The following is a 25,464-nucleotide window of genomic DNA, read 5'->3' on the forward strand; positions in this document are numbered from 1 at the left end:
ATGGAGCAAGAGCCGATTCCTGATTCATTGGAGAGTGTGCCGCGAGCCACGCCAAAACGGATCGCCTCTTTTACTGTATGCCCGAGGAATCCACCGACCATGGCTTCGTTTGTGAGTGCTGATTTCAGAACGACCATGATGATATCCGGGATGATGAGGACGTTTGTGAGAATAACGTAGAGGCCGGCGCCCATGTACAGGACAATCATACTCGGTACAAGCCTTTCTGCAACGGCTGCGATTCTCTTCACTCCACCAATAATCACCACCCCGACAAGCAGCGCCAGCGCAATGCCGCTGATTGCAAACGGGATCCCGAAATCACTATTAAGCGCCAACGCGATGGAGTTCGATTGCGCCATGTTGCCGCTGCCCATTGTTGCCATCAAAATAACCGCAATGGAAAACCAGAGGGCGAGAAGCTTTCCAAGTTTTTTCTGCTTCAAGCCGTCACGCAAGTAATACATTGCGCCGCCGCTGTATGTTCCGTCGGCTGTCTTTATTCTGTATTTCAGTCCCAACATTCCTTCGGCATACTTCGTTGCCATCCCGAACACGGCCGTCATCCACATCCAGAACGGAGCGCCTGGTCCGCCGCTTGCAATTGCCGTGGCAACGCCCGCGATGTTTCCGTTCCCCACGGTTGCAGCAAGGGCCGTCATAAGTGCTTGAAATGGAGTGATGTCTCCTGTACGCCCCTCCATTTCCTTCTTGCTTCTCCCGAGAAGCATAAACCGCATTGCAAGTCCTAATCTTCTCACTTGGATAAATCCGGTCTGAAACGACATGTAGATCCCGGTTCCCGCAAGCAGAAGAATGACAAAGGGCCACCAGATGTTTCCCGCGATGATTGACGTGATATGGAGAAGGCTGTCAAGAAGTTCTGTCATGCTAACTCCGTTGTTTGTAAGGATTGTGTTGGAAAGCTGTTGGGCGTGTGGCTACCATGATACTGGAATACATGCTCAGAGTCAATGAAGAGCCACGCAATGAACTTCCGGAGTGAACTTGAAACTTTCCTTGCTTTTCAATATCTTAAGTACAAGAAATTATCTTTTCAGGATGATAACGGAACTTGAAAGTGAACATGGTTGTTTAGGATTGAAAGTGCGTGAAGTGCGAGGCTGAAGCCTCAATTTTTTTGATTCTAAATAGGACTTAACAAGTCGGAGTTCGATGGTACGGCTGTCAAAAAAGGTTGAATACGGGTTGATCGCCATTCGGCACATTGCCGCAAATCCGGCTGATGTTGTTACGGCGAAGGAGATCGCCGAAAAGTATCAAATACCGTATGAGCTTCTTGCAAAAGTGTTGCAGCGGCTTTCGCGTGAGGGATTGATTAGTTCACAGCAGGGTGTTCGCGGCGGCTACTCATTAACCAGGAATCCGAATGAGATTTCCGTTTCCATGATCATTAATGCGATCGAAGGCAATAACCTTGCCATTGCCCAGTGCATGACGGAGGGTCCTGAAAGCTGTGATGTGTTCAACGTCTGCACAATAAAATCTCCGCTTTCGAAAGTCCAGGCAAATATAGAACACGCATTTGACACAATGACGCTGGCGCAGATAGTATGAAAGAACTACGCTTGCCGATATATCTTGACAATCATTCAACAACGCAGGTCGATCCCCGTGTCGTTGAGGCGATGCTGCCGTATTTTTCCGAACAATACGGCAATGCGGCAAGCAAACAGCACGAATTCGGCTGGCGGGCTGAAGCGGCTGTCGAAGCAGCGCGAAAGACGATTGCAAGACTGGTTGGGGCAGAGAAGAGCGAAATCGTGTTTACGAGCGGTGCAACAGAATCCATCAATCTCGCTTTGAAAGGGATTGCAGAGGCGTACCTAAGCAAGGGCAATCACATCATCACCGCTTCAACGGAACACAAGGCGGTTCTTGATACATGCAAGCGGCTTGAGAAGTACGGCTTTCAAATCACAGTTCTTCCAGTCGACCAGTACGGGTTTGTTTCCATTGAAGATGTGGAGAAGGCCATCACCGAAAAGACAATCGTGGTCAGTATTATGATGGCGAACAACGAAATCGGAACGCTTGCTCCGATTAGAAAAATTGGTGAGATGTGCCGGAAGCGGAACATCATCTTTCACACCGATGCAACCCAGGCTGTGGGGAAAATTCCGGTAGATGTAAAGGCGATGAATGTTGATCTGGTTTCCTTCAGTTCTCATAAACTGTACGGCCCGAAAGGTATCGGCGCATTATTTGTCCGAAATGCAACACCGAGTCTACGGGTCTTGCCACAGATTGATGGGGGAGGACACGAAAGCGGCTTGCGCTCCGGGACATTGAATGTTCCTGCGATTGTCGGGTTCGGCGAGGCAGCAAAGGTTGCGCAAGCCGGGATGGAGGATGAAAGCGTCCGGACAAGAAATCTACGCAATCGTCTGGAGAATGGAATTCTCACTCAAGTGCCCGACAGTTTTGTCAACGGCCATCCGATGAGCCGCCTCCCCAATAATTCCAATATTACTTTCAGGTTTGCTGAAGCCGACAGGATTATGATGGAGATGAAGGATGTCGCCGTGTCGTCCGGTTCGGCTTGTTCGAGTTCCGAGTCCGAACCGTCGCATGTACTCAGAGCAATAGGGCTGAGCAACGAAGAAGCAAAGAGTTCCATCCGCATCGGGGTGGGAAGGTTCACTACGGAGCAGGAAATTGATTACGTTATACAACGAATAAGAGACGTCGTGCAGAGTGTTCGTGCCGAAAAACTTCGTGTTCAACTAACACACTAACAACACATCATCACAACAATGAAACAGCTCGATTACGTTCTAAGCAACGAAAAGGAAGTGCTGGCGTTTATTAGAAGTTATTATCCAATGTACCATCTTTCGAACATCTTTTTCAGAGATGTGCAATATGGAATTCAGAAGATGTTTGAACGACGGGGAGAACGTTTGAACTATGCCAAGGCGGAAGAGGCTGCCCGGGCATTTGTCGAGAAGCTGGAAAGGAATAAGATCCTCAACAGAATCGACAATCAAAGCTGGGTTTTGAACTATCCGGAATACAAGAAGCCAACAGTAACTCCTGCGGCCCCTGCGAAGCCCGCACCGGGTGCTGCCCCGGCTAAATCGCCTGCGTCCACGACACCGCGAGCACCGCTTCCACCGCTGGGTGGCGCAAAACCGGCGTTGCCTCCGCTGAGCAGCGCGAAGCCTGCAGCCGGAGCAAAGCCTGCACTGCCTCCGCTATCGAGTTCAAAACCTGTTGGCGGGGCAAAACCCGGTCTGCCGCCTCTTTCGAGTTCGAAGCCTGCCCTTGCAGCACCGGGAGCTTCTGAGCAACCGGCGCCATCTGCTGCACCGCAAGCAAAGGCAGTTCAACCTGCGGCAGAGTCTCCGGCACAACCACCGGCGGTTGCACCGACAACACCCGCAACAGGTCAGAAGAAGACACTGCCACCGTTGAAAGGAAATTACACCCCGGCAGGGAAGAAATAATTCGTCACAAGGAAGAAAACAGGATGGCAACAGAAAACAACGATATCGAAGTTCTTACCAACAAAGAATACAAGTACGGCTTCGTCACCGAAATCGAGATGGATATTGCTCCGCCCGGATTGAACGAGGATGTTGTCCGTCTTATCTCGAAGAAAAAGAAAGAACCGGATTGGTTGCTTGAGTGGCGATTGAAGGCATACCGCCACTGGCTTACGATGGAAGAGCCGAAGTGGCACAACGTCCGATATCCGGCAATCGACTATCAAGCGGCAAGTTATTATGCCGCGCCAAAGCAGAAGAAACAACTCAGCAGCCTTGACGAAGTCGATCCTGAATTGCTGAGAACCTATGAAAAGCTCGGTATCTCACTCGACGAGCAAAAACGGTTGACCGGCGTAGCGGTTGATGCGGTGTTCGACAGTGTTTCTGTTGCGACCACATTCAAGAAGACTCTCGGCGAGTTGGGTATTATCTTCTGTTCGTTCAGCGAAGCAGTACACCATCATCCCGAACTTGTCAAGAAATATCTCGGTTCTGTTGTTCCGTACACGGATAATTTCTTTGCGTCGCTCAACTCGGCTGTATTTAGTGACGGCTCATTCTGTTTTATCCCGAAAGGCGTTCGCTGCCCGATGGAACTCTCAACGTACTTCCGCATCAATGCGGCTGAGACGGGACAGTTTGAGCGCACGCTGATTGTCGCGGAAGAAGGGGCTTATGTCAGCTATCTTGAAGGCTGTACCGCCCCGATGCGCGACACTAACCAGTTGCATGCCGCGGTTGTCGAATTGGTTGCCCTTGATAACGCACAGATAAAGTACTCGACTGTGCAGAACTGGTACCCGGGAGATAAGGAAGGGAAGGGAGGTATCTACAACTTCGTTACAAAACGCGGCAAGGCCATGACGAATGCAAAAATCTCGTGGACTCAAGTCGAAACCGGATCGGCGATTACTTGGAAGTATCCGAGTTGCATTCTTCAGGGAGATAATTCAGTTGGCGAGTTCTATTCCGTTGCGGTCACAAATCACTATCAGCAGGCCGACACCGGAACGAAGATGATTCACATTGGCAGGAATACGAAGAGTACAATCGTCTCGAAAGGCATTTCGGGCGGCTTCGGGCAGAATTCGTATCGGGGACTTGTGAAGATAGCCAAAGGCGCAACCGGTTCACGGAATTTCTCTCAGTGTGATTCACTGTTGCTCGGCGACAAATGCGGGGCGCATACGTTCCCCTACATCGAAGTCAAGAACACCTCTTCCAAAGTCGAACACGAAGCCTCGACATCGAAGATCGGCGAAGATCAGATTTTCTACTGCAAGCAACGCGGGTTGTCGGGGGAAGATGCAGTGAACATGATTGTCAACGGCTTCTGCAAGGAAGTATTTCGTGAACTGCCGATGGAGTTTGCCGTCGAGGCGCAAAAGTTGTTAGGCGTAAGCCTTGAAGGAAGTGTCGGATGAACGGTCCCGATCTTGACAAGCAACAGGTTCTGCGTCAGCTTGGTTTGCTTGACGGCGATTCATTGCGCGAAGGTATGGCGTTTACTGAGTTTCTTCTCCATAAATATTCACGGAAATCTTCAGGTGATTTCAGGGTTAGTGAGCCGCAACCCCTATGGAGCGCGAGTGATGCAATCCCTGACATACGGGAAATGCTCTGGCAGAAGCTCAGTTCATGTCCCCCGGAAGTACAAGCGGAGATTCTTGACTTCATAGACTATTTGGTGGCGAAGAAGGGTGGCCAATTCGCCGGATCTGTTCCGCAGCCGGGATTGGGCAAGAATATGTTTAGTTATGTTGCGGAAGATTTTGATGCGCCACTTGAAGATTTTCGAGAGTATATGGAATGAAGCTGCTTCTCGATACCCACGCACTCATTTGGTTTTTGCAAGACGATGAGAGACTGACGGCAGAAGCGAAGAAAGCGATTCAAACATCAGGTAATGTGAGCTTCGTAAGTTTGGCAAGTATGTGGGAGATGGCAATCAAGAGCAGTCTTGGCAAGCTAAAAATCGAAGTTCCATTTGGCGAGATTCCGAATAGTGTCCGTAAGTCTGGGTTGGAAATGCTTGATATTCGGTTTGAGCATATTGAGACGGTAAGTGGAATGCCTTTCTTTCATCGGGACCCGTTTGACAGGATCTTAATTGCGCAGGCGATCTTCAGTAGGCTCTCTCTGGTGAGCAACGAATCTGTTTTCGAACAATACGGCATAGAACGAATCTGGTAATATCAAACAACATATTGGGAAGAAGATGTTAGAAGTAAAAAATCTCCACGCCTCGGTGAATGGCAACGAAATTCTCCACGGCATCAATCTGAAAGTCAATGCAGGCGAAGTGCATGCCATCATGGGACCGAATGGTTCCGGAAAGAGTACGTTTGCCGGCGTCCTTGCGGGACGAGACGCGTACGATGTGACCGACGGACAGGTCGTGTATCAAGGAAAAGACTTGCTCGACATGGACCCTGAAGAGCGGGCCCGCGAGGGGGTGTTCCTTGCATTCCAATATCCGGTCGAGATTCCCGGAGTGACGAATACCTATTTCTTGAAAGCGGGACTGAATGCGATCCGCAAGCATCGCGGACTCGAACCGCTCGATGCGGTGGACTTTCTCGCTCTCGTGAAGAACAAGATGAAACTGGTCGAAATGGATCAAAGCTTACTCAACCGGCCCGTGAACGAAGGGTTCTCGGGCGGAGAAAAGAAGCGAAACGAAATCTTCCAGATGGCGGTGCTTGAACCGAAACTCTCGATTCTCGACGAAACGGATTCCGGCCTTGATATCGACGCGTTGCGCATCGTCGCTGACGGCGTCAACAAACTTCGCTCGAAAGAGAATGCGACGATCGTGGTTACACACTATCAACGACTGCTGAACTACATCGTTCCCGATTTCGTTCACGTTCTGGTTGACGGGAAGATTGTGAAGAGCGGCGGCAAGGAACTTGCGCTGCAACTGGAAGAACGGGGTTACGACTGGATCCGTGAAGAAACGGAAGCTGTTGCTTGAGGAATTGGACATGAAAGAAACACAAAGCATAGAGTGGTATAAATCCAGATTTGACCTTTTTGAGAAGAGTCTGAACGGCGAATCCAAAACACCGTTGCATGCGCTTCGCAAACAAGCGATCCAAACATTTGCGGGAATGGGATTTCCCTCGACGCACGAGGAGGAGTGGCGCTTTACGAATGTTCTGCCGATTGCCAGAACGGAATTCACCCCCGCCTTCGAGTATTCCGCCAAAGGGTTAAGGCAAGCGGATATCGACAAATTCACTTTCGGAGGGTTGAATTGTACGCGCCTCGTCTTCATCAACGGGCATTTGGCGGATGAATTCTCCACCCATGATCCCCAACCGGGAGTAACAATCGCAGGGCTGAAGTCGGCGCTGGCTTCGCATCCGGAACTCGTGAGCCGGCATTTGGCAAAGTATGTGAAGGTCGACGAGAATGCCTTTACGGCACTGAGCACGGCGTTTATACACGACGGCGCCTTTGTGCATGTTGAAGAGAATATCGAAGCGACGAACCCGATTCACTTGCTCTTCATCGTGACGGGAGATCAAAAAGTGGCGGTAAGTCCGCGCAATCTGATTATAGCAGAACGCGGAAGCAAAGTTTCGATTGTCGAGAGTTACGTCAGTCTTGCCACGGCCCCGTATCTGACAAATGCCGTTACGGAATTCGTTGTTGATGAGAATGCTGCTATCGAACATGACAAGTTGCAGGATGAAAGCATCGAAGGCTTTCACATCGGAACGATTCACTTCCAGCAAAGCAGAACGAGCAACGTTGTCTCGAATGCCATCAATCTGGGGGCGGCAATTGCCCGGAACAACATTACCGCGGTGCTGAACGGCGAAGGAATTGAATCAACGCTGAATGGCTTGTCTCTTGCAACAGGAACGCAGCACGTCGATAACCACACAACAATCGATCATGCGAAGCCGCATTGTGCAAGCCACGAGTTGTACAAATCGATTCTGGATGGGAAATCGAAGGGCGTGTTCAACGGCAAAATCTTCGTCCGGAAGGACGCACAGAAAACCGACGCCAAGCAGACGAACAAGACCCTGCTACTTTCGGATGATGCTACGATCGATACCAAGCCGCAGCTTGAGATTTTTGCGGATGATGTGAAATGTACGCACGGTGCAACCGTCGGCCATCTTGATGAAGAACAGAAATTCTACCTCCGCTCGCGCGGCATCGGCGAAGAAGAGGCGAACGACTTGCTTACTTTCGCCTTTGCCAGTGACGTCATCAACCGGGTTCATGTCGACGCGTTGCGTGAGCAGCTCGATACAATGATTCACGCCCGGCTGCAACGGGGACGCACACTTGCGGGATGATCATGGAAATCGCCTCTGCTACATATATCGAAGAAAAGCTGAAAGCTCCGGTGCCTGTTGAGAGTTGCCGGTTCCATTTTCCGCTTCTGAGACGGCAGGTGAACGGAAAGCCGCTTGTGTACTTCGATAATGCGGCCACGAGTCAGAAACCTCAAGTCGTGATCGACGCGATTATGCGTTACTATCACGAAGAGAACTCGAATATTCATCGCGGCGTTCACTATCTGAGTACCAAGGCGACAGAGGCTTATGAAGAGGCCCGGTTGAAGGTGCAGCGGTTCATCAATGCCCGATCCATTGAGGAAGTGATTTATGTCCGGGGAACAACGGAAGCGATCAACCTCGTTGCAACAACATACGGACGTAAGAATGTCAGCGAGGGTGATGAAGTGCTGATTTCTGCAATGGAGCATCACTCCAATATCGTTCCGTGGCAGATGCTGTGTGAAGAGCGCAAAGCGACGATGCATATCATTCCGATGAATGATGCTGGTGAGCTTCTGCTCGACGAATATGAGCAATTACTGGGTGAACGGACAAAGATCGTTTGCCTTGCTCACATCTCAAATGCCCTCGGAACGATCAATCCCATTAAACGCATGATCGCTGCTGCGCATGCGAAGGGAATTCCCGTGCTCATCGACGGAGCGCAGGCAATGCCCCACATGAGAGTTGATATGCAGGATTTGGATTGCGACTTCTACGCGTTTTCGTCTCACAAGATGTTCGGTCCGACCGGGGTTGGCGTCCTGTACGGGAAGAAGGAGTTACTCAACGCGATGCCGCCGTATCAAGGGGGCGGCGACATGATCAAGTCCGTAACATTCGAGAAAACGACGTACAATGATCTTCCCTACAAATTCGAAGCCGGAACGCCGAACATCGAAGGCGCAATCGGGCTTGGCGCCGCGATTGATTATATGAAAGGAATGGATTTGACCGCCGTTGCAGCGTACGAGCACGAACTGCTGACGTATGCCGCGGCAAAGTTGCTCGAGATCCCCGGCTTACGCATCATTGGAACGGCGAAGGAGAAGGCGAGTGTTATCTCATTCGTGCTGGAAGGAATTCACCCGCACGATATCGGTACAATTCTCGACTACGAAGGAATCGCCATCCGGACGGGACATCATTGCGCCCAGCCGGTAATGCAGCGGTTCGGTGTTCCCGCAACTGCCCGTGCCTCATTCGCATTCTACAACACGAAGGAAGAAGTTGATGTCCTTGTGAAAGCTATCTACAAAGTGAAAGAGGTACTCGGCTGATGTCACTGCTTCGTGAACTGTATCAGGAAGTCATTCTCGATCATAACAAGAATCCCCGCAACTTCCGCATCATGGAAGATGCGACGAAGCATGTCGAGGGATACAATCCGCTGTGCGGTGATCACTACACGATTTATGTGAAGATGGAGGGAGATGTAATCAGCGATGTGAGTTTTCAGGGGGCGGGATGCGCTATTTCGAAATCGTCGGCCTCCGTCATGACATCGTTATTGAAAGGCAAGTCCAGAAAGGAAGCCGAACAGATGTTCAACGACTTTCACAATCTTGTGAAGGGAGAGTTGAATGCCGAGGAGAATCTGGAAACGCTCGGCAAGCTCGCGGCGTTCGCAGGTGTCAGTGAATTTCCGGCGAGAGTGAAGTGTGCAAGTCTCGCCTGGCATACGCTCCACGCGGCGTTGCATGACGACGCTCAGAGAGTTACAACCGAATGAGTGAAGAGGGTGAAATAATGGAAGAAGAAAAGAGCCGGCAAGTCGAAGACGGCGTATCAGGAAACGGGCAAACCGAAGTGCGGGAGTTGAGCACAATCGAGCAGAGCATTATTCATAACAATGCCATCGAGGCAATCAAAACCTGCTACGACCCGGAAATCCCGGTTAACATCTACGAGCTGGGATTGATTTACGATGTGAAAGTGGCGGCAGACGGCGGTGTGCTGGTGTTAATGACGCTGACGTCGCCGCATTGTCCCGCTGCCCAATCCTTGCCGCGGGAAGTGGAAGCAAAAGTCAAAGCCATAACGAATGTGACGCAGGCGGTTGTGAAGGTCGTTTGGGACCCGCAATGGAATCCGAGCATGATGACCGAAGCTGCAAGACTTGAATTGGGTTTCTGAGAATCGTATGAATCAAGAAGGAGAAATGATGGAAACAACCGTAACAAACATCCCCGTACGACCTGAGTTGAATGAAGAGATTGTGCTTACGGAAAAAGCTGCACATCAGGTGCGCAAGCTGAAAGCGGAGAACAGTATTCCCGAGCATCACGGCTTGCGGCTTGGCGTGAAGGGCGGAGGCTGCTCGGGCATGACGTACGTTCTCGCGTTTGACGAGAAGCCGAAAGAGAATGACAAAATCATGGAGCAACTCGGCATTCAAATGTTTGTTGATCCGAAAAGTTTGTTCTTCCTTTCGGGAACCGTTCTCGATTTCAGCGACGGGTTGAACGGAAAAGGCTTCGTGTTCAACAATCCGCAAGCGGCGAAAACCTGCGGCTGCGGACAGTCGTTCGGCGTTTAGTATTCAGCATCATCTCGGGCTTTTCCCTGTTCATTTCTATTCGAAAAACATGAAACGACGTAACTTCATCAAAACTGTGGCAGCATCCGGAGCGGTTGCTGCCGCTTCACCGCTTGTGCATATTCAATCAATTCTATATCAATCAACACAAACTAAGGAGAACCACATGGCATACGAGTGGAAATTCAATCCCCGTCCGTACTCTGACGAAGAAGCAAAGAAACTTCTTGCGAACGTCATCGATGCGGAGACAACAGATTGGCACTACAATACACACCACAAAGGGTACGTTACCGCACTCAATACGATCGAGAAAGAACTTGAAACCGCGGATCGCTCGAAGGCAAACGGCAACTACAGTCAGATAGGCGAGCTGAAGCGCCGCACAACGTGGAATCATGCCGGAACGCTTTTGCATGACATCTACTGGGATGTGATGGGCGGCGACGGCGATGTTTCGAAGGGCCCGGAAATCAAGGCAGCCATTGAGAAGGAATTCGGTTCCGTTGACGCATGGAAAGCAGATTTCAAAGCCGGCGCCGTTTCGGCAAAGCTGAGCGGTTGGGGCGTGTTGGTGTACGATATGCTTTACTCGAAGCGGCTTCTCAACGTGACGGTCGACGAGCATCACTATGGCGCAATCTGGGGCGGCATTCCGTTGATTCCGTGCGATGTGTTCGAGCATGCCTACTACCACAAAGATGGCCCGAAGCGCGCGGCATACATCGATAACTTTCTCGCCAACCTTCACTGGGGAAGAATAAACGAACGGTACAAGAAGTTCGCGAAGTAGTCTTCCATTCTGTTGCACCCGGGTCAGTCCCGCCTTCCAGCGATGGCAGCCTGGGTGCTCGGTTTTTCCAATTGATGTTCTACGCCTTTTTTTCTATCATGGTGCAGAACGTCGAATGTGAGCAGAATGTCCAAAGAACTGCTGCCGTTGTTTCCGCTGCAGGTTGTTCTCTTTCCCGATTCTCTTCTTCCGCTTCACATCTTTGAAGAGCGCTACAAGCAACTCATCAACGAATGTTGGGACGAGCGAAGAGAGTTCGGCATCAATCTCGTGCAGCACAGCGAGATGGCAAAAGTGGGCTGTACCGCTGAAGTGCGTGAGGTGGTGAAGAAATACAATGACGGAAAAATGGATATTCTTGTGCGGGGGAGCCGACGTTACTTGCTGGCGAATCTGGTGATGAGTTCATCACAGTACAGCGTGGGTCGCATCAACGTGTTGAAAGATCAACACGAGGTGCCGGACACAGCCCTTGCAATGGACACGATTCGCCTGCATAACGAACTCGTTCGAATTGTGTACAGGGATGATGCATTCACGATTGAATGGGACGAACGCAACCCGATACTCTCCTTCCGAATCGCACAGAAAGCTGGAATGGAACTCGCCCATCGGCAGGAAGTACTTGAACAGAATTCAGAAAACCAGAGACTGGCGCTTCTCCACAAATACTTCGTTGAAGTCATCCCGCGACTTGAGCGGCTTGGCGAAGTAGAACGGATCATTAAAAGTGACGGATATCGTATCAACTAATCTCGAGGAAACGGATGAACAAGAAAAAACGAGTGGCACGGCTGAAGCACAAAAAGGCGATCGAGCGAACGAAAGCCAAACGCAGAGCCGGACTGCAGAAGAAGAAGACAGCATAAACTGCAAGAGGGTGACTGCGAGGTCACCTTTTGCATTGCAGGCGGTTAAGCGATGAGTGACCCGTACATCTTCACATTTGGAAAACGGGAATACAACCTCTCTTCACGGACCCACATCATGGGGGTTCTGAATGTGACTCCCGACTCGTTTTCTGATGGTGGAAAGTATTTCAATGTTGACGCTGCGGTTGACCACGGCATGGCAATGATTGATGAGGGAGCCGATATGATCGACGTGGGAGGTGAGTCAACACGTCCCAAGGGAAGTGTTTACGGATCGGGGGCTGAAGAAGTCGACGTAGAAGAAGAATTGCGGAGAATTCTGCCTGTTGTTGCCCGGCTTGCAAAGCTGACAAACGTGCCGATTTCCGTTGATACGTACAAGTCCCGCGTTGCAATGCAGGCGCTGGATGCCGGCGCGGTAATTGTCAACGACATCAGCGGCTTGACGATTGACAGAGAAATGGCCGGGGCCGTCGGATCGAGAAAGGGTTCGTTAATTCTCATGCACATAAAGGGGACGCCCAAGACAATGCAAGAGAATCCGGTCTACGGGAATTTGTTCGGAGAAATCGCCGACTTCCTTTCAACGGGAATCGAAACGGCACGCAGGGCAGGCATCACGCAAATCTTGATTGATCCGGGGATTGGCTTTGGGAAAACGGTTGAGCACAATCTCCAACTTGTCAAAGATATTGGAAAGCTGAAAGGGCTGGGTTGCCCGATTGTGATCGGGGCTTCGCGCAAAAATTTCATCGGAAAGATCCTCAATGTTCCGATTGATGAGAGATTGGAAGGATCGCTGGCGGCTGCAGTAGCGGCATCATGGAACGGGGCGCAGGTTGTGCGGGTTCACGACGTAAAAGAGACAAAACGGGCTCTCATGATTGCCGATGCAATCAGAAACGCCTAACATCTGACGTGAATGGTTGAACTTTTCAAAATAGGCTTCCTTTCTTTCACGCTCGTTGACTTGCTCGACGTGGCACTCGTGTCGTTTATCTTCTATCGCCTCTATCTGGTGATGAGGGGAACAATCGCCGCGCAGATTTTCGTCGGGCTTGTACTGATTGTGGCCTTCTCGTTTTTTGCGCAAGCCGTCAACCTGAAGGCCATGGGGTGGATACTCCGAACGCTTACCGATATTTGGGTGATAGCATTTATTATTCTGTTTCAGCCGGAATTGCGTCGATTGCTTGTCCTCGTCGGGCGGAATCCCGTTATCCGGTTCTTCATAAAGACCAATGTCGATGAATCCATTGACGAAGTTGTTGCCGCGGTTACTGAACTCTCGCGAAAAAAACAGGGGGCTTTAATCGTTTTCATTCGTGCCACGGGCATCAAAATTCACATGGAGTCGGGGACGAAAATGGAGGCAATCGTTAGCCGATCCCTGATTCTCTCCATCTTCAATCCCAAATCACCATTGCACGACGGCGCAATTGTCATTAAGGATAGGTTGATCGAAGCCGCGCGTTGCATTCTGCCGCTTTCGTACACGGCGGAATGGGAGGGAGTTCCGCTTGGCACCCGGCATCGTGCCGCGCTCGGCATTTCGGAACAGGCCGACGTTGTCGTGTTGGTGGTGTCGGAGGAGACGGGAATTGTCTCGATTGCGGAGGGTGGATTGCTCACTCGCGGGCTTAGCCCCGCCGTGTTGCGTCGTGAACTCAAAGAGCGTCTCTCGATGGAACCTGACCACTCGTTCAGTTCGATCATGAAACTTGTACGAAATTCCAATTGAAAAGGCGGATTGTTGGGAAGATTTGACGACGAATTGCTGGGGATGATCTCTTTGCTGAAGGACAGGGGGATTACCGACTCCCTCCTTTTGCGCAGCATGTTAACAGTCAAACGCCACCTGTTCGTTCCGGAGCCCTTCACGAGTCGAGCCTACGAGGATTCCGCGTTACCCATTGGGATGCAGCAAACCATCTCCCAGCCATACACTGTTGCTTTTATGACGCAGGCACTGGGCGTGAAGGCGGGCGACAAGGTTCTGGAAATCGGAACAGGCTCGGGATATCAGGCCGCGGTTCTTGCGGAAATGGGGGCGAGAGTATTCACCATTGAACGCCATGCCGAATTACTGAGCGGAGCACGACGGCTCTTCGACAGACTGAACTACCGCATTGCCTCGAAAGCGGGAGACGGCACAGTGGGGTGGAATGAGTTTGCCCCTTTCAACGGTATTATCGTTACGGCGGGAGCTCCCGATGTTCCCGAACCGCTCATGAAACAACTCGACAACGGCGGAAAACTCGTTATTCCGGTTGGTGATCTTGACTTTCAGACTCTCATGGTTGTGACGCGTTTGGGTGAGAAATTTGAACGCAAGGAAATTCACGGTTTCAAGTTCGTGCCCCTCATCGGAAAAATGGGATGGAGCCGGTAACGTTCGCAACGAAGCGGAAAGTGCCTGTTCTCGTCGGACCCACCGCCTCGGGCAAGACGGATGTTGCCATGGAATTGGCCAAGCGTACCGACGGCGAGATCCTCTCCGCAGATTCAAGGCAAATCTATAAACACCTCACTATCGGAACGGCAAAACCCTCAGCGCTTCGACTCTCTTCGGTCAAACATCATTTCGTAGATATTCTCACACCCGATCAGGAATTTAGTGCTGGAGAATTTGGTGAGAAGGGGAGAATCATCATTGATGAGATTTTTTCCCGCAACAAGATGCCTGTTGTTGTAGGCGGATCGGGACTCTACATTCAATCGCTGATTGACGGTTTCTTTGAAGGGCCGGGCGCCGATAAGGATTTCAGGAAAATCCTTGATCAGCGAGTTGCATCGGGTGAACTTCGTGTTTTGATCGAGGAACTTCGTCGTGTTGATCCTGTATCAGCGGAACGGATCGATCCGACAAAACCAAGACGAATTGTCCGGGCGCTGGAAGTGTTTCACATTACCGGGAAAGCTCTTTCGCAACTTCATCAGGAATTCCGGATCGAAATCCGTTTTACTCCCCTGCTCTTCGGATTGGAGTGGGAACGGACGAAACTGTACGACCGCATCAACCGACGATGCGAAGCAATGCTTGACGAAGGACTCTTGAAAGAAATCGATTTGTTGGAACGATGCGGATACTCATCCTCATTCAATGCACTTAACACAGTCGGCTATGCTGAAGCGTTTGCATACCGGCGCGGCGACATTTCGTATGATGAGATGCTCCGGCTCTTCAAGCAGAATTCCCGCCGGTATGCCAAACGCCAGCTGACCTGGTTCCGGCGCGACGCAAGAATCAAGTGGCTGAAGTGTGACGAAACAACTGATTACGGGCAACTCGCCGACACCATCTACCAACAGCTATTGGGACAACGCGGGGAGTGAAACGCTTACTCTACATTCTGTTGGTTCTTCTCTTGCTGTTTCCATTGGCACTGGTTACAGTCCTGTTTCTCGCCGTTGATAATGAGATGAAAGTGAATCGCGTTGCAGAAATTACTCCAGCCAGCATCGGCCGGGCGAGGGAAATTCTCAGAGAAAATGATCCCCGCACATTGCGGTCCGGGCAGCGGCAAATGGTGGCAATCGACCAACGGGATCTTGATCTTACCGCCAACTACCTTGTCAATCGGTACGCCGGAGGAGGGGCGCGCATCACGCTGGAAGAGGAGAAGCTGGTTCTGACGGCAAGTGTTCAATTGCCGTCCAATCCGATTGGGAAATATGCAAATATCGAAGCTTCTGTTGTAGAGAGCGGTTCCGGTTTGCAACTGAAGAGTTTGCGGATCGGCAGTCTTCCCTTGCCTGCTTGGGTTGCAAATCGCTTGATTCAGTTCGGTATTGGAGAACTGCAAAAGCACGTCAAGTATAGTGTTGCCACAGACATGGTAAAGAAGGTCGATATTTCATCCGGTACGCTTGAGGTCGCATACGAGTGGCAGGACGGGTTGCCGGACAGACTTCGCAACGTGTTTGTGACGCAACAGGAGCAAGAACGCCTCCAAGCATATCATTCCCTTCTTGTCGAGACAATCCGCCCGTTGTCCGGAAAGAATATTCCACTTACCAATCTTCTGATCCCTATCTTCTCTCTGAGTCAGGAACGTTCATTACGAGGGGACGCGATAGCCGAGAATAGATCGGCAATTCTTCTTCTCGCAACGTACGTTACCGGCAGAGGCTTTCACCGGCTGGTTCCCGCGTCAAGAGAGTGGCCTCAGCCTTCCCGATACACAGTCACACTTAACGGCAGGGATGATCTGGCGAAGCACTTTATTGTCTCGGCAGCGATTGCCGCCCATGCCGGTTCGCCACTCTCGGATGCGATCGGCCTGTACAAGGAACTGTCGGATGCGAAAGGAGGCAGCGGGTTCTCGTTCAGCGACATTTGTGCAGATAAGGCCGGAACGCGTTTCGGCGAGATGGCCGCCCGAAGTGCAGTGTCCGCACGGGAACTGCAAGACCGATTGAAAGGAGGCACGGTGGATTTGATTCCGGCGACGCTTGATTTGCCGGACTTCTTGTCAAAACAGGTCTTTGCGCGCCGATTCGGCGGGCCAGGTGATCAGCGATATGAAGAACTGATGCAGGAGATTGATCGACGCATTGACCTGCTGACTCTGTATCAGTGAATAGTGACGTCGCTTATTTCTGCGATACTCCATTTCCCAAGAGCAGGCTGATTTGGCGTTATCTTGACAATGTCACCCATCTCCGTTAGATTGAATGCAACTCGTTGTCAAACGATTGTTCTTCAAGAAACTGACAATCCCATTTCGACATTTGGTTGCCTTAACTTATGATGAGGAGCAGAGATTTGCTTCCTCTCTTGAGAAAAGAGTCGCTCCAACCCTGAATAACACTACAACCGCAAAGAACTCTCGCCTCATCACTTGTAGAACTACATCCAAGAAGAGTCACGAACCTATTTCATTAATGACTCCCATTGCGCGACGCCGAAAATTGCAGGGATGTACATGAACGACCGTGATTGGAGAACGCTCGTTCATAACATAGAAACCGGAAGCTGCATCCTCGTTCTGGGTCCTGACGCTGCAACAGAAAAGGTTAGCGGTGAATTCAGAACACTGAACCGGATTCTGGCTAACAAGTTAGCTGACGAGCTCTCGAAGGACCACAAGGTTCTCGACCCTGACGATCTCCTCACCACCGCACAACAATACGCCGACTTCACTTCCGAAGAAGATCTCCGGTTGGATACCGCTGACTACTACAAGAACCGGAAAGTTGAAGTAGATGCACTGCATGCGGACTTGGCTCAACTGCCCTTTCAGCTTGTTGTCAACGCCTGTCACGATTCGTTGTTTCTCCAAGCGCTGGAGAAAGCAGGGAAGAAATACGCGACAGACCTGTATAATTACCGTGGCGAGCCGCGTGATATGGTGAGATGGGAATCCCGAACGGACCCGTTTGTGTATTCGCTGTACGGTTCCACTGCCGTGCATGAATCACTTGTCATCACCGAGAAGCATTTTCTCGAATTCCTCGTCGCAATCACTACAAAAGACCCGCCCATTCACAACAATATCATGAGCGAGTTTCGTGACAAGAACAAGAGTTTTCTTTTTGTCGGATTCGGATTTCGGAACTGGTATCTTCGCATTCTCCTCTACATTCTGCTGAACAGCAAAACCGGCAAGTCGGAGAAGACGAGCCGCTCGTTTGCACTTGAACCCGATTCGCCCGAAAACGCATCGCTTGCGCAAGTCTCATTCCTTTTCAAGGACAGTCTCAAGATCAATTTCTCAGATAGGGCTGTTGGCGAATTTGTCAATGAGCTGAGAAGCCGCTTCGAAGCGCAGGTGCAATCGAACGTCCCGCAGTCTTCCTCAAATACACAAGAGCCTCCAGTGGAGGAAGTCAAAGAGAAAGCTGTCACGCAATCCACGTCGATGATGGATGATATTTCCGGAGATGCGCCGACGATCTTCATTTGTCACGCCAGCGAAGACAAGGAGACTGCGATGCGAATCTGGCAGCGGCTGCATGAAGCAGGAATGAATCCGTGGATAGACAAGGAAGGCATTCGCGGCGGCGATCAGTGGGATCAATTGCTCGAGAAACAAATCAAGGGGGTTGATTATTTTCTTGTTGTGCAGAGCAATGCCCTGGCTGCCAAAGGGAAGCAAAAGAGTTATGTAAACAAGGAAATCAAATTGGCATTGGAGGAGAGGCTCGAGTTTCCCGATCAGATTACATTTATTCTCCCGGTGAAAATTGAGCAATGCGAGTTGCGTGAGGAATTCTCCACGTGGCAGTGTACAGACCTGACAGACTTCAGCAATATCGAGAGCCTTCTGAAAGATATCCGGCGGGATCAGCAGCGGAGGAAGAAATAAATGACAGGGGCGAAGTAATGGCAGACCCAATGCACCAACGATACCCGGGAACACGTCCGTTTCAGGATACAGAACGTGACCGGTTGCTGTTCAAAGGTCGTGAGGATGATGTGCAGCGCTTCTTGCATCTCGTCCTCGCTGAGCGGCTCGTTGTTCTCTTCTCGAAGTCCGGGGCCGGGAAATCATCACTGTTGAATGCAGGCGTTTCTCCCTCCTTGCGGGAACGAGGGTACGTTCCCATTCCCATTCGTCTGAATGACTCGCAGAAGCCGCTTATCGACTTGATTGACGGCCAGGTGCGGCAGGCGGCTGCGGATCGGCACCTTGAATTTGTGGCCGGCAATACATCTTCGCTTCTCGAATATATCAGAAGCTGTGAGTTCTGGGGAGCTGGCGATGTGCTGTTAACGCCTGTTCTGATATTCGATCAATTCGAGGAAATGTTTACTCTCGATTACTCGCGGGAACAGCAGAATGAATTCTTCCGACAACTCGCGAAACTAATCCAAGGTCACACACCTGGCTCGCCGGGACAGAAAACCGAGACGCAGACAAAGAAGGTTGCATCTACCCCTCCCGATGTCAAGGTTGTTCTCTCTCTCCGCGAAGAGTATCTGGCACATCTGGAGGAAATCCATGCCGATATTCCCTCGATCTTCCGGAACCGTTTCAGGCTTCGCTCGCTGACTCCGGCGCAAGCCCGAAGGGCAATAATCGAGCCTGCTTTGCTGGGAAATTCACAATTCGCATCCCGGCCCTTCACATACGAAGATCAGACTGTTGACGCGATGCTCGGTTTTCTGCAAAAGGGAGGGACTGAAATTGCAGAACGGCCGGGCGGATCAAGACGGCTCGTCCCGTGGGTTTTGGTCGGGTTAGGAATTGCCCTCTTCTCCTACATTTTTGATCCTGTGATCGGCACCCTCGGTGACAGCGTGATTTTTATGCGGCAGCCCGCCGTACTTTCTATTGGGATAGCGTTTGCATCGTTGATACTGGCATACTACTTTCCGCTCAAGCCCGTGTACGTCGTCACTGCGGCCCTTGTTTTCCAACTTGTAAATTTGGCAAGATACTGGTCGGCGGTGGGAGGGACTGACCTTTCCGTTGAATCGAAGATTATCTTGACAGCGCTTATCGGCGCATTTGCTTCGGGTTGGATTGCGTGGCTCCGCTGGCGGCAGTTTCCGAAGCCATTGAACGACAGCCGAACGGAACGGCAAGCGGAAATCGAGACTCCCCAAATTCAACTTCTCTGTCAGCACGTTGAACAAACGGTTCTCCGCAAACAGTCAAGGTATGAGACAGTATCGGTATCACTGCATGATCTCGGCGGTGAAGAAGGAATGCAAAACATCCTGCGGGATTTTTATCGGGTACAAATGAAGCAACTATCACCCGCACAATGGTGGGTAGCGCATACGCTTTGCGAAAACGGGCTCATCAGCATGTCGGGTCGGCGATTGAGTCTTGACGGCGAGTTCATTGCGGACAAGTACAAAGTATCGCGGGCGCTGTTGGATGAACTTATCGCGAAGCATCTCCTTCGTGCAGAATCCCGGCTGGGCAGTCATTACTACGAGTTGACGCATGATTCGTTGGTGAAGCCAATCCAGGAAGCGGCCCGTGAGCGACTCCGGCGCACACGGATCCTTCTGCTTCTCGGTGTTTGTTGCACGGTCTTGTTCTTCGTCGGAAAAGATCTGATGGAAAAAGCGAGCGCGGCGAAGGAGCTTGTCGAGGCGCGGAAGACGCTACGCACGGCTTCACTCATGCTTGATGAAATGAGACTCGGAAGTTCAGGGCATGATAGCATGGTAGTACTTCTCAGTCGAGTCGACTCCATACTGAGACGGCAGGATAGTGTGCTCGGTTTGGGTGCACTGGAACGCGGAGTGCCGCCTCCAAAACCGCCGGACGACCCTGTACGCACATCTCCGCAACCCGAAGAAAGGAGTAGGATTAGTGGCAGAATTGTGGACAACAGCAACCGCGGAATTGGGCAGGCTGTCATCGTTCTCGATGGAAATAGTTTTGTTTCTGATGCAAATGGAGCCTTCGCGATTGAAGACCTTCGCATGCAGAAATATCAATTGAGAATATCCCGCGAGGGATTTCGGGAAACGACACTTGTTGATATCGAACCGGGACGTGCCCTGTTGACCGTTCAGTTGGGGGCTGTTGAACGTGTGCAGCGGGAGCCGGTTATTGCCGGAAGTCTTGGCGGAAGAGTTGTGGATTCAGATAATGACGCCGTCGAAGGCGCTGTCGTTAATGTGGAAGGGTCGGCACGACGGCAAACGCAATCGGGCAGGGACGGGAGGTTTAGTCTGAACAATCTTCCGTATGGAATGTATCGGATGAAGGTTTCCGGTTTTGGATATGAGGAGTTGAGGAGAGAAGGAATCAACCTGAATACGCCTCGAATGGATCTGGGAAATCTCCGGATTCTGCAAACCATTGCCATGCCGGTCCTCCAGAATCCGAACGATGTCGTGGCCGAATATCCGCGTGAAGCGTTGGCCTCGCGAGTCAGCGGGTCGGTGAGAATCAGAGCCTTGATTGACCCGCAAGGCAACGTTGCCAATGTCCAGGTACTCGAAGGTGTTCACCCTCTTCTTGACTCAGCGGCTGTTCGCGCTGCCAGAAGAGGAATATTTCAGGGGGGCGGATACTGGAAAACCAAATACCCGTTCAGGCATCCGGCAAGCCAATGAACGTGACAGCATTACCTTCAACCATCAACAAAACAGGGAGAAATCACCATGCACAAAAGTATCATGTGTTGTACTCTGCTTCTTTCGGGCTTGCTGCTATTGCCCTCACACGTGACTGCGCAGGAAACAGAAAAAAGGTGGGTGTTCGGGGCACACGCAGGAGTGAACCTTTGGTTGACCGAGCTTGACAATGTTGTGGCCGGCGACGGCCTGGAAGTGATGCTCCGATACGGTGTTGCCCCATGGTTTTCGTTCGGCTTGCAGGCCGGATACGAGGAACTCAAGGCAAACAACAAACCGAACAACGTCCCGGGGCTTGCCGCGGATTATTTGAAGCTCCATGCCTTTCCGGCTTCATTTGTCGGGACGATACATTTGTTTCCGGGGAGTCGCGTTGCGCCCTTCATCTATGCCGGCATCGGAGGAATAGCATATCAACGTAAGGATGGCCTCGGGAATTTTGTCGACGGGCGGGGATTGAAGTTCTCGTATCATATTCCTGCGGGAGTCGGGATTGAAACGTTTCTCTTCAGCAACGTTGCTCTCATGGTTGAAGGAGGAATCCGGCTGATGGATGACAAAACCGACACCTTCTCGAAGAATTCGTTCGACTATTATCTCAATGCAAAAGGGGGCCTGAACTGGTACTTCAGCAGGAAGAAACCCTGTGACGGGATTGACGACTATAGCGACGATCCTGACAAAGACGGCTTGACCACCGATGAGGAACGAAAACTCGGAACAGATCCGTGCAATCCGGATACTGACAACGATGGCTTGTCGGATGGCGACGAAATATTCAAGTACAAAACTGACCCCATGAGATCAGATTCGGACGGCGACGGGCTTTCCGATTTTGACGAGATTTTCAAGTACAAGACCGATCCCATGATACCTGACACGGATGGCGACGGTCTTTCGGATGGCGACGAAGTGCTGCGGTACAAGACAGATCCTTTGAAAGCCGACACTGACGGCGATGGACTTTCAGACGGCGATGAAGTGCTGAAGTACAAAACGGATCCCCTCAAGGCCGATACCGACGGTGACGGACTCTCGGACGGTGCTGAAGTAATAAAATACAGAACTGATCCCTTGAAACCCGACACCGATGGTGACGGGTGTTCTGATGGTGACGAAGTGTTGAAATACAAGACCGACCCGCTCAAGAAAGATTGCGGCGCATTTGCCGTGCCGGAACCCGACCTGACAACAATTGAATTTGACCGGCGATTTGTTGTGGCGAATTTCGGGGTTGGGAGATCGTTGCTACCCGATACGTCAAGTTTGTTTACGGCCCTTACCATCCTCCGTCAAAATCCGGAGGTTGCGGTGATGATTACAGGGCATGCGGACACGACGGGTACCGACAGAATCAACGACAGGCTTTCCCTCGACAGGGCCGAAGTTGTGAAGACGTGGCTTGCACGACGAGGGATCGAACGTTCCCGAATGACAACGCAAGGCAAAGGAAGTCGTGAGCCTGTGGCGTCAAACAGCACTGTTGAAGGCCGGGCGAGGAACAGACGTGTTGAGATATACAAGAATAACTAAACAACTTGCCTGTTAAATCCGACGGCGCCGCCTCTGCAGTGATACAAAGGCGGCGTCTTGAATTCATTTCAGGACAATCGAGAAAATTGTATGCCCGACAAATCGTCCTATCATGATTGGCTGAAGAAAAATCTCGGCAGCCTGATTGACTCCCTCACTCTGACGGATCTCCAAAAGCGATTTCTCCATTCCCGCTGGCTGGATCAAGTGATGTGGATGGAAGCAAGTGCCAACAAGGCCCGTTCACGGTACTATGCCTTGCGAATGGTGACAATCATTGGTGGAGTATTGGTCCCTGCCCTGATTAGCCTGAATCTCGCCGGAGCCGCGGCGGATGTCATCAAATGGAGTACAGTCGGTATCAGCTTGCTCGTCGGCATGAGTGCTGCAATTGAAGAATTCTTCCATTTCGGCGAACGGTGGCGGCACTACCGCCGAAATGTGGAATCCCTGAAAACGACGGGATGGCTTTTCTTTCAACTCAGCGGGCCATTCAGCGCCGCCTCGCACGCCGAAGCCTATCGCTCGTTCGCTTCACACGTTGAAGAAATTCTTCAACAAGATGTGAACGTTTATATCGGCAAGGTTGTCCAAGAGGCTTCTGACAAGAAGGTTGATAATCGGCAGGGAGAGGTCGAATAGCGGGGGACTCATTCCCACTTCCGGCACAGGCCGGTTGGAGAACAATCCATAGCTGTGCATTCTCTCACAATATTCAAGGAGTCCCCGAATGAATCCTGCAATTCAAAAACTCGTTCAGCTCGCCGAAGCTGAAGTCGGCACGCGCGAGCAAGGCGGCAACAATCGCGGTACGCGTATCGAAATGACAGCACAACAGGCGACGGCGTCTGGCGAAAGAAGCGAAAACGTGAATTGACGAATTCGTATATCCGACTCTTCTAAAACTCAGGCAACTTCATGAGCGTTCACGTTTTTGTAGCGATGCCCTTCGGAGTGAAGGAGGGCATTGATTTCAACAGGGTGTATTCCGACCTGATCAAGCCTGCACTTGAATATGCAGGCTTTGATGTGTTCCGTGCAGACGAGGAAATCCGTGGTGGCAACATCCGGACGGATATGTTTCAGGAACTTCTGCTTGCGGATTTGGTTCTCGCAGACCTTTCCATCGACAATCCCAACGTGTGGTACGAGTTGGGCGTGCGTCATGCACTTCGATCACGCGGTGTCATACAGATTCAATCCGGCCGAACCTATACTCCGTTTGACATTTATACTGATCGTTCGTTGAGATATCATCTCAAGAACGGCGTTCCGGACCCGGACTTTCTTGAGGCTGACAAATCTGCGATTGCCGAAATGGCGAAGGAAACCCTCGCGTCATGGCGCGGGCGTAAAATCAGTCCGGTCTACCAGAACCTACGTTATCTCAAGGAACCGGACTGGAAGTCGCTGCACGTTGAGGAAGCAAACGAATTCTGGGAAGCGTTTGAAGGGTGGGAGAAGCGCATCAGGATTGCGATGAAGAAACAACAACCCGGTGACATCGTTACCTTGGCTGATGAAGCGCCGACACGCATTCTGCATTTGGAGGCGTACCGTTCGGCCGGGAATGCGCTTTTCAAGCTCGGCAAATTCTCGTTCGCCCTCGAACAAATCGAACGGGCACTCGAAATCGAGCCCGACGACAACGAAAGCCTTCGGAAGAAAGGAATACTGCTTGGCAGGTTGGGTCGCCACGAAGAGGCAAGTGTTCTTTTGGAAGGATTGATCAAAGCCTCTCCCGACGATGCAGAGACCGAAGCGCTTCTTGGCAGAGTCAAGAAGGATCAGTGGACAAAAGCCTGGCATACGGAAGGAAAGACCCCTGAAGCACTGCGCGAAGACGCAGCCTACGAAGATGCCTTGCTCCGTCAGTCAATGGAACAGTATCGGGAAGCGTTCATGCACGATCATGCCAACTACTTTGCGGGCATCAACGCCCTTACGCTTTCGTATCTTCTCAAACATCTCGTCGGAGGAAGCGACGATGATGCAGATCGTGAAGCGCTGGAGGGGGGAGTTCGCTGGGCAGTGCTCAGCGCCCTTGCAAAGGAGACTTCCGAATCTCCCGACTATTGGGCGCGAGTTTCCATGGGCGATCTTGAAGTGTTGAAGGGAAAATCTGACGCAATTGTCAAGGCGTACAAAAATGCCGTTTCGATAGCAGAAAAAGATTGGTTCGCGCTCGACTCGTCCCGGCAACAGCTCGTCCTGCTTCAGCAACTGGGCTTCAGGCCTGCTGAAGTGGACGCCGCGCTTGCGGTTTTCACGCGGGAATTGGATCGATTGAGCCCGCCGTGGAGTCCGCGTACTGTAATTCTGTTTTCCGGCCACATGATCGATGCACCCGACCGGCCCACCCCGCGGTTCCCGCCAAGCAAAAAGGACTCGGTTACCGCGGCAATTGCCGCAACACTCGAAGAATTGAATGCCGGACCCGGCGATTTGGCGATTTGCAGCGGCGCTTGTGGCGGTGACCTCTTGTTTGATGAAGCATGTTTGGCGCGAGGTTCCCGGCTCGAACTACGACTACCATTTGCCGAACCGGAATTTCTTCAACGCTCGGTGAGCTTTGCAGGCGAAGAGTGGAGCAAAAAATTCTTCGAAGTGAAGGCTCACCCCAATGCGAAAGTCCTGTTCATGCTGGAAGAACTCGGCCCGTCTGCCAAAAACCAAAGCCCGTTTGCGCGCAACAATGTCTGGCAGTTGTACACGGCACTTTCGCATGGCCCTGAGAAACTGACCTGTATTTGTTTGTGGGATGGAAAGGGTGGAGACGGCCCGGGCGGGACCCAACATATGATTCAGGAAGCGAAGAAGCGATCCGGGAGGATCCGGATTCTGGACATCAATACTCTCTAA

General features: G+C 51.4%; 26 protein-coding genes. 25 read left to right on the top strand and 1 reads right to left on the bottom strand.

Annotated features, from left to right (window positions below; translation table 11 throughout):
• A partial coding sequence (locus KF749_00925; protein ID MBX2989709.1) for a sodium:alanine symporter family protein occupies window positions 1-890 on the bottom strand: 890 nt, incomplete at its 3' end.
• A 286-nt stretch (window positions 891-1,176) separates the two neighbouring features.
• Between KF749_00925 and KF749_00930 the strand changes: the two genes are divergently transcribed.
• The 25 genes from KF749_00930 to KF749_01050 all read left to right on the top strand — a co-directional run bounded on the left by KF749_00930 (window position 1,177) and on the right by KF749_01050 (window position 25,464).
• Window positions 1,177-1,578, top strand: coding sequence for an Rrf2 family transcriptional regulator (locus tag KF749_00930; protein MBX2989710.1), 402 nt, complete (start codon window positions 1,177-1,179; stop codon window positions 1,576-1,578).
• Window positions 1,575-2,759, top strand: coding sequence for an IscS subfamily cysteine desulfurase (locus KF749_00935; protein ID MBX2989711.1), 1,185 nt, complete (start codon window positions 1,575-1,577; stop codon window positions 2,757-2,759). The genes KF749_00930 and KF749_00935 overlap by 4 nt, the downstream gene beginning before the upstream one ends.
• An 18-nt stretch (window positions 2,760-2,777) precedes the next feature.
• Window positions 2,778-3,470 carry a hypothetical protein gene (locus KF749_00940; protein ID MBX2989712.1) on the top strand — a complete coding sequence of 231 codons (693 nt, stop codon included), beginning with the start codon at window positions 2,778-2,780 and terminating at the stop codon, window positions 3,468-3,470.
• A gap of 23 nt (window positions 3,471-3,493) precedes the next feature.
• Window positions 3,494-4,936: a Fe-S cluster assembly protein SufB gene (gene sufB / locus KF749_00945; protein MBX2989713.1), complete on the top strand. Its 1,443-nt coding sequence runs from the start codon at window positions 3,494-3,496 to the stop codon at window positions 4,934-4,936.
• Between the two features lie 191 nt (window positions 4,937-5,127).
• The gene (locus KF749_00950) at window positions 5,128-5,325 is read left to right on the top strand and encodes a DUF2281 domain-containing protein (protein MBX2989714.1); all 198 of its coding nucleotides are present in this window, start codon (window positions 5,128-5,130) and stop codon (window positions 5,323-5,325) included.
• Window positions 5,322-5,705, top strand: coding sequence for a type II toxin-antitoxin system VapC family toxin (locus KF749_00955; protein MBX2989715.1), 384 nt, complete (start codon window positions 5,322-5,324; stop codon window positions 5,703-5,705). The genes KF749_00950 and KF749_00955 overlap by 4 nt, the downstream gene beginning before the upstream one ends.
• 25 nt (window positions 5,706-5,730) lie before the next feature.
• Window positions 5,731-6,489: a Fe-S cluster assembly ATPase SufC gene (sufC, locus tag KF749_00960; GenBank protein MBX2989716.1), complete on the top strand. Its 759-nt coding sequence runs from the start codon at window positions 5,731-5,733 to the stop codon at window positions 6,487-6,489.
• A gap of 10 nt (window positions 6,490-6,499) precedes the next feature.
• Window positions 6,500-7,831, top strand: coding sequence for a Fe-S cluster assembly protein SufD (gene sufD / locus KF749_00965; protein MBX2989717.1), 1,332 nt, complete (start codon window positions 6,500-6,502; stop codon window positions 7,829-7,831).
• 2 nt (window positions 7,832-7,833) lie between these two features.
• Window positions 7,834-9,096, top strand: a complete 1,263-nt coding sequence (locus KF749_00970; GenBank protein MBX2989718.1) for a cysteine desulfurase — start codon at window positions 7,834-7,836, stop codon at window positions 9,094-9,096.
• Window positions 9,096-9,548, top strand: coding sequence for an SUF system NifU family Fe-S cluster assembly protein (locus KF749_00975; protein ID MBX2989719.1), 453 nt, complete (start codon window positions 9,096-9,098; stop codon window positions 9,546-9,548). The genes KF749_00970 and KF749_00975 overlap by 1 nt, the downstream gene beginning before the upstream one ends.
• Before the next feature lie 17 nt (window positions 9,549-9,565).
• Window positions 9,566-9,952 carry a DUF59 domain-containing protein gene (locus KF749_00980; GenBank protein MBX2989720.1) on the top strand — a complete coding sequence of 129 codons (387 nt, stop codon included), beginning with the start codon at window positions 9,566-9,568 and terminating at the stop codon, window positions 9,950-9,952.
• 28 nt (window positions 9,953-9,980) lie between these two features.
• Window positions 9,981-10,355, top strand: a complete 375-nt coding sequence (locus KF749_00985) for an iron-sulfur cluster assembly accessory protein (protein ID MBX2989721.1) — start codon at window positions 9,981-9,983, stop codon at window positions 10,353-10,355.
• Window positions 10,356-10,404: 49 nt separating this feature from the next.
• Window positions 10,405-11,148 (top strand): superoxide dismutase, encoded by a 744-nt coding sequence (locus KF749_00990; protein ID MBX2989722.1) that lies wholly within the window; start codon window positions 10,405-10,407, stop codon window positions 11,146-11,148.
• 126 nt (window positions 11,149-11,274) lie between these two features.
• A complete protein-coding gene (locus tag KF749_00995) occupies window positions 11,275-11,901 on the top strand; it encodes an LON peptidase substrate-binding domain-containing protein (protein ID MBX2989723.1) in 627 nt (208 codons plus the stop codon).
• Window positions 11,902-12,069: 168 nt separating this feature from the next.
• Window positions 12,070-12,930: a dihydropteroate synthase gene (gene folP, locus KF749_01000; GenBank protein ID MBX2989724.1), complete on the top strand. Its 861-nt coding sequence runs from the start codon at window positions 12,070-12,072 to the stop codon at window positions 12,928-12,930.
• Between the two features lie 12 nt (window positions 12,931-12,942).
• Window positions 12,943-13,761, top strand: a complete 819-nt coding sequence (gene cdaA / locus KF749_01005) for a diadenylate cyclase CdaA (protein MBX2989725.1) — start codon at window positions 12,943-12,945, stop codon at window positions 13,759-13,761.
• 42 nt (window positions 13,762-13,803) lie between these two features.
• The gene (locus tag KF749_01010; protein ID MBX2989726.1) at window positions 13,804-14,412 is read left to right on the top strand and encodes a protein-L-isoaspartate(D-aspartate) O-methyltransferase; all 609 of its coding nucleotides are present in this window, start codon (window positions 13,804-13,806) and stop codon (window positions 14,410-14,412) included.
• On the top strand, window positions 14,400-15,356 hold the full coding sequence (miaA, locus tag KF749_01015) for a tRNA (adenosine(37)-N6)-dimethylallyltransferase MiaA (protein ID MBX2989727.1): 957 nt from the start codon (window positions 14,400-14,402) through the stop codon (window positions 15,354-15,356). Before KF749_01010 ends, miaA begins: the two co-directional genes overlap by 13 nt.
• Window positions 15,353-16,603, top strand: a complete 1,251-nt coding sequence (locus tag KF749_01020) for a hypothetical protein (protein ID MBX2989728.1) — start codon at window positions 15,353-15,355, stop codon at window positions 16,601-16,603. Before miaA ends, KF749_01020 begins: the two co-directional genes overlap by 4 nt.
• A gap of 345 nt (window positions 16,604-16,948) precedes the next feature.
• Window positions 16,949-18,331, top strand: coding sequence for a toll/interleukin-1 receptor domain-containing protein (locus tag KF749_01025; GenBank protein MBX2989729.1), 1,383 nt, complete (start codon window positions 16,949-16,951; stop codon window positions 18,329-18,331).
• A gap of 29 nt (window positions 18,332-18,360) precedes the next feature.
• A complete protein-coding gene (locus KF749_01030; GenBank protein MBX2989730.1) occupies window positions 18,361-21,048 on the top strand; it encodes a TonB family protein in 2,688 nt (895 codons plus the stop codon).
• Between the two features lie 48 nt (window positions 21,049-21,096).
• On the top strand, window positions 21,097-22,602 hold the full coding sequence (locus KF749_01035) for an OmpA family protein (protein ID MBX2989731.1): 1,506 nt from the start codon (window positions 21,097-21,099) through the stop codon (window positions 22,600-22,602).
• A gap of 90 nt (window positions 22,603-22,692) precedes the next feature.
• Entirely contained in the window at window positions 22,693-23,244 is a 552-nt protein-coding gene (locus tag KF749_01040; GenBank protein MBX2989732.1) for a DUF4231 domain-containing protein, read from the top strand.
• An 88-nt stretch (window positions 23,245-23,332) separates the two neighbouring features.
• The gene (locus KF749_01045; GenBank protein ID MBX2989733.1) at window positions 23,333-23,479 is read left to right on the top strand and encodes a hypothetical protein; all 147 of its coding nucleotides are present in this window, start codon (window positions 23,333-23,335) and stop codon (window positions 23,477-23,479) included.
• A 41-nt stretch (window positions 23,480-23,520) separates the two neighbouring features.
• Window positions 23,521-25,464, top strand: coding sequence for a tetratricopeptide repeat protein (locus KF749_01050; protein ID MBX2989734.1), 1,944 nt, complete (start codon window positions 23,521-23,523; stop codon window positions 25,462-25,464).

Source organism: Bacteroidota bacterium (assembly GCA_019637975.1).
Taxonomy (GTDB): Bacteria; Bacteroidota; Ignavibacteria; order UBA10030; family UBA6906; genus CAADGV01.

Bases quoted from the DNA above. Each gene is read 5' to 3' on its own strand.
- KF749_00930 (MBX2989710.1), top strand. From the start codon at position 1,177: ATGGTACGGCTGTCAAAAAAGGTTGAATACGGGTTGATCGCCATTCGG.
- KF749_00935 (MBX2989711.1), top strand. From the start codon at position 1,575: ATGAAAGAACTACGCTTGCCGATATATCTTGACAATCATTCAACAACG.
- KF749_00940 (MBX2989712.1), top strand. From the start codon at position 2,778: ATGAAACAGCTCGATTACGTTCTAAGCAACGAAAAGGAAGTGCTGGCG.
- sufB (MBX2989713.1), top strand. From the start codon at position 3,494: ATGGCAACAGAAAACAACGATATCGAAGTTCTTACCAACAAAGAATAC.
- KF749_00950 (MBX2989714.1), top strand. From the start codon at position 5,128: ATGCTCTGGCAGAAGCTCAGTTCATGTCCCCCGGAAGTACAAGCGGAG.
- KF749_00955 (MBX2989715.1), top strand. From the start codon at position 5,322: ATGAAGCTGCTTCTCGATACCCACGCACTCATTTGGTTTTTGCAAGAC.
- sufC (MBX2989716.1), top strand. From the start codon at position 5,731: ATGTTAGAAGTAAAAAATCTCCACGCCTCGGTGAATGGCAACGAAATT.
- sufD (MBX2989717.1), top strand. From the start codon at position 6,500: ATGAAAGAAACACAAAGCATAGAGTGGTATAAATCCAGATTTGACCTT.
- KF749_00970 (MBX2989718.1), top strand. From the start codon at position 7,834: ATGGAAATCGCCTCTGCTACATATATCGAAGAAAAGCTGAAAGCTCCG.
- KF749_00975 (MBX2989719.1), top strand. From the start codon at position 9,096: ATGTCACTGCTTCGTGAACTGTATCAGGAAGTCATTCTCGATCATAAC.
- KF749_00980 (MBX2989720.1), top strand. From the start codon at position 9,566: ATGGAAGAAGAAAAGAGCCGGCAAGTCGAAGACGGCGTATCAGGAAAC.
- KF749_00985 (MBX2989721.1), top strand. From the start codon at position 9,981: ATGGAAACAACCGTAACAAACATCCCCGTACGACCTGAGTTGAATGAA.
- KF749_00990 (MBX2989722.1), top strand. From the start codon at position 10,405: ATGAAACGACGTAACTTCATCAAAACTGTGGCAGCATCCGGAGCGGTT.
- KF749_00995 (MBX2989723.1), top strand. From the start codon at position 11,275: ATGTCCAAAGAACTGCTGCCGTTGTTTCCGCTGCAGGTTGTTCTCTTT.
- folP (MBX2989724.1), top strand. From the start codon at position 12,070: ATGAGTGACCCGTACATCTTCACATTTGGAAAACGGGAATACAACCTC.
- cdaA (MBX2989725.1), top strand. From the start codon at position 12,943: ATGGTTGAACTTTTCAAAATAGGCTTCCTTTCTTTCACGCTCGTTGAC.
- KF749_01010 (MBX2989726.1), top strand. From the start codon at position 13,804: ATGATCTCTTTGCTGAAGGACAGGGGGATTACCGACTCCCTCCTTTTG.
- miaA (MBX2989727.1), top strand. From the start codon at position 14,400: ATGGAGCCGGTAACGTTCGCAACGAAGCGGAAAGTGCCTGTTCTCGTC.
- KF749_01025 (MBX2989729.1), top strand. From the start codon at position 16,949: ATGAACGACCGTGATTGGAGAACGCTCGTTCATAACATAGAAACCGGA.
- KF749_01030 (MBX2989730.1), top strand. From the start codon at position 18,361: ATGCACCAACGATACCCGGGAACACGTCCGTTTCAGGATACAGAACGT.
- KF749_01035 (MBX2989731.1), top strand. From the start codon at position 21,097: ATGCACAAAAGTATCATGTGTTGTACTCTGCTTCTTTCGGGCTTGCTG.
- KF749_01040 (MBX2989732.1), top strand. From the start codon at position 22,693: ATGCCCGACAAATCGTCCTATCATGATTGGCTGAAGAAAAATCTCGGC.
- KF749_01045 (MBX2989733.1), top strand. From the start codon at position 23,333: ATGAATCCTGCAATTCAAAAACTCGTTCAGCTCGCCGAAGCTGAAGTC.
- KF749_01050 (MBX2989734.1), top strand. From the start codon at position 23,521: ATGAGCGTTCACGTTTTTGTAGCGATGCCCTTCGGAGTGAAGGAGGGC.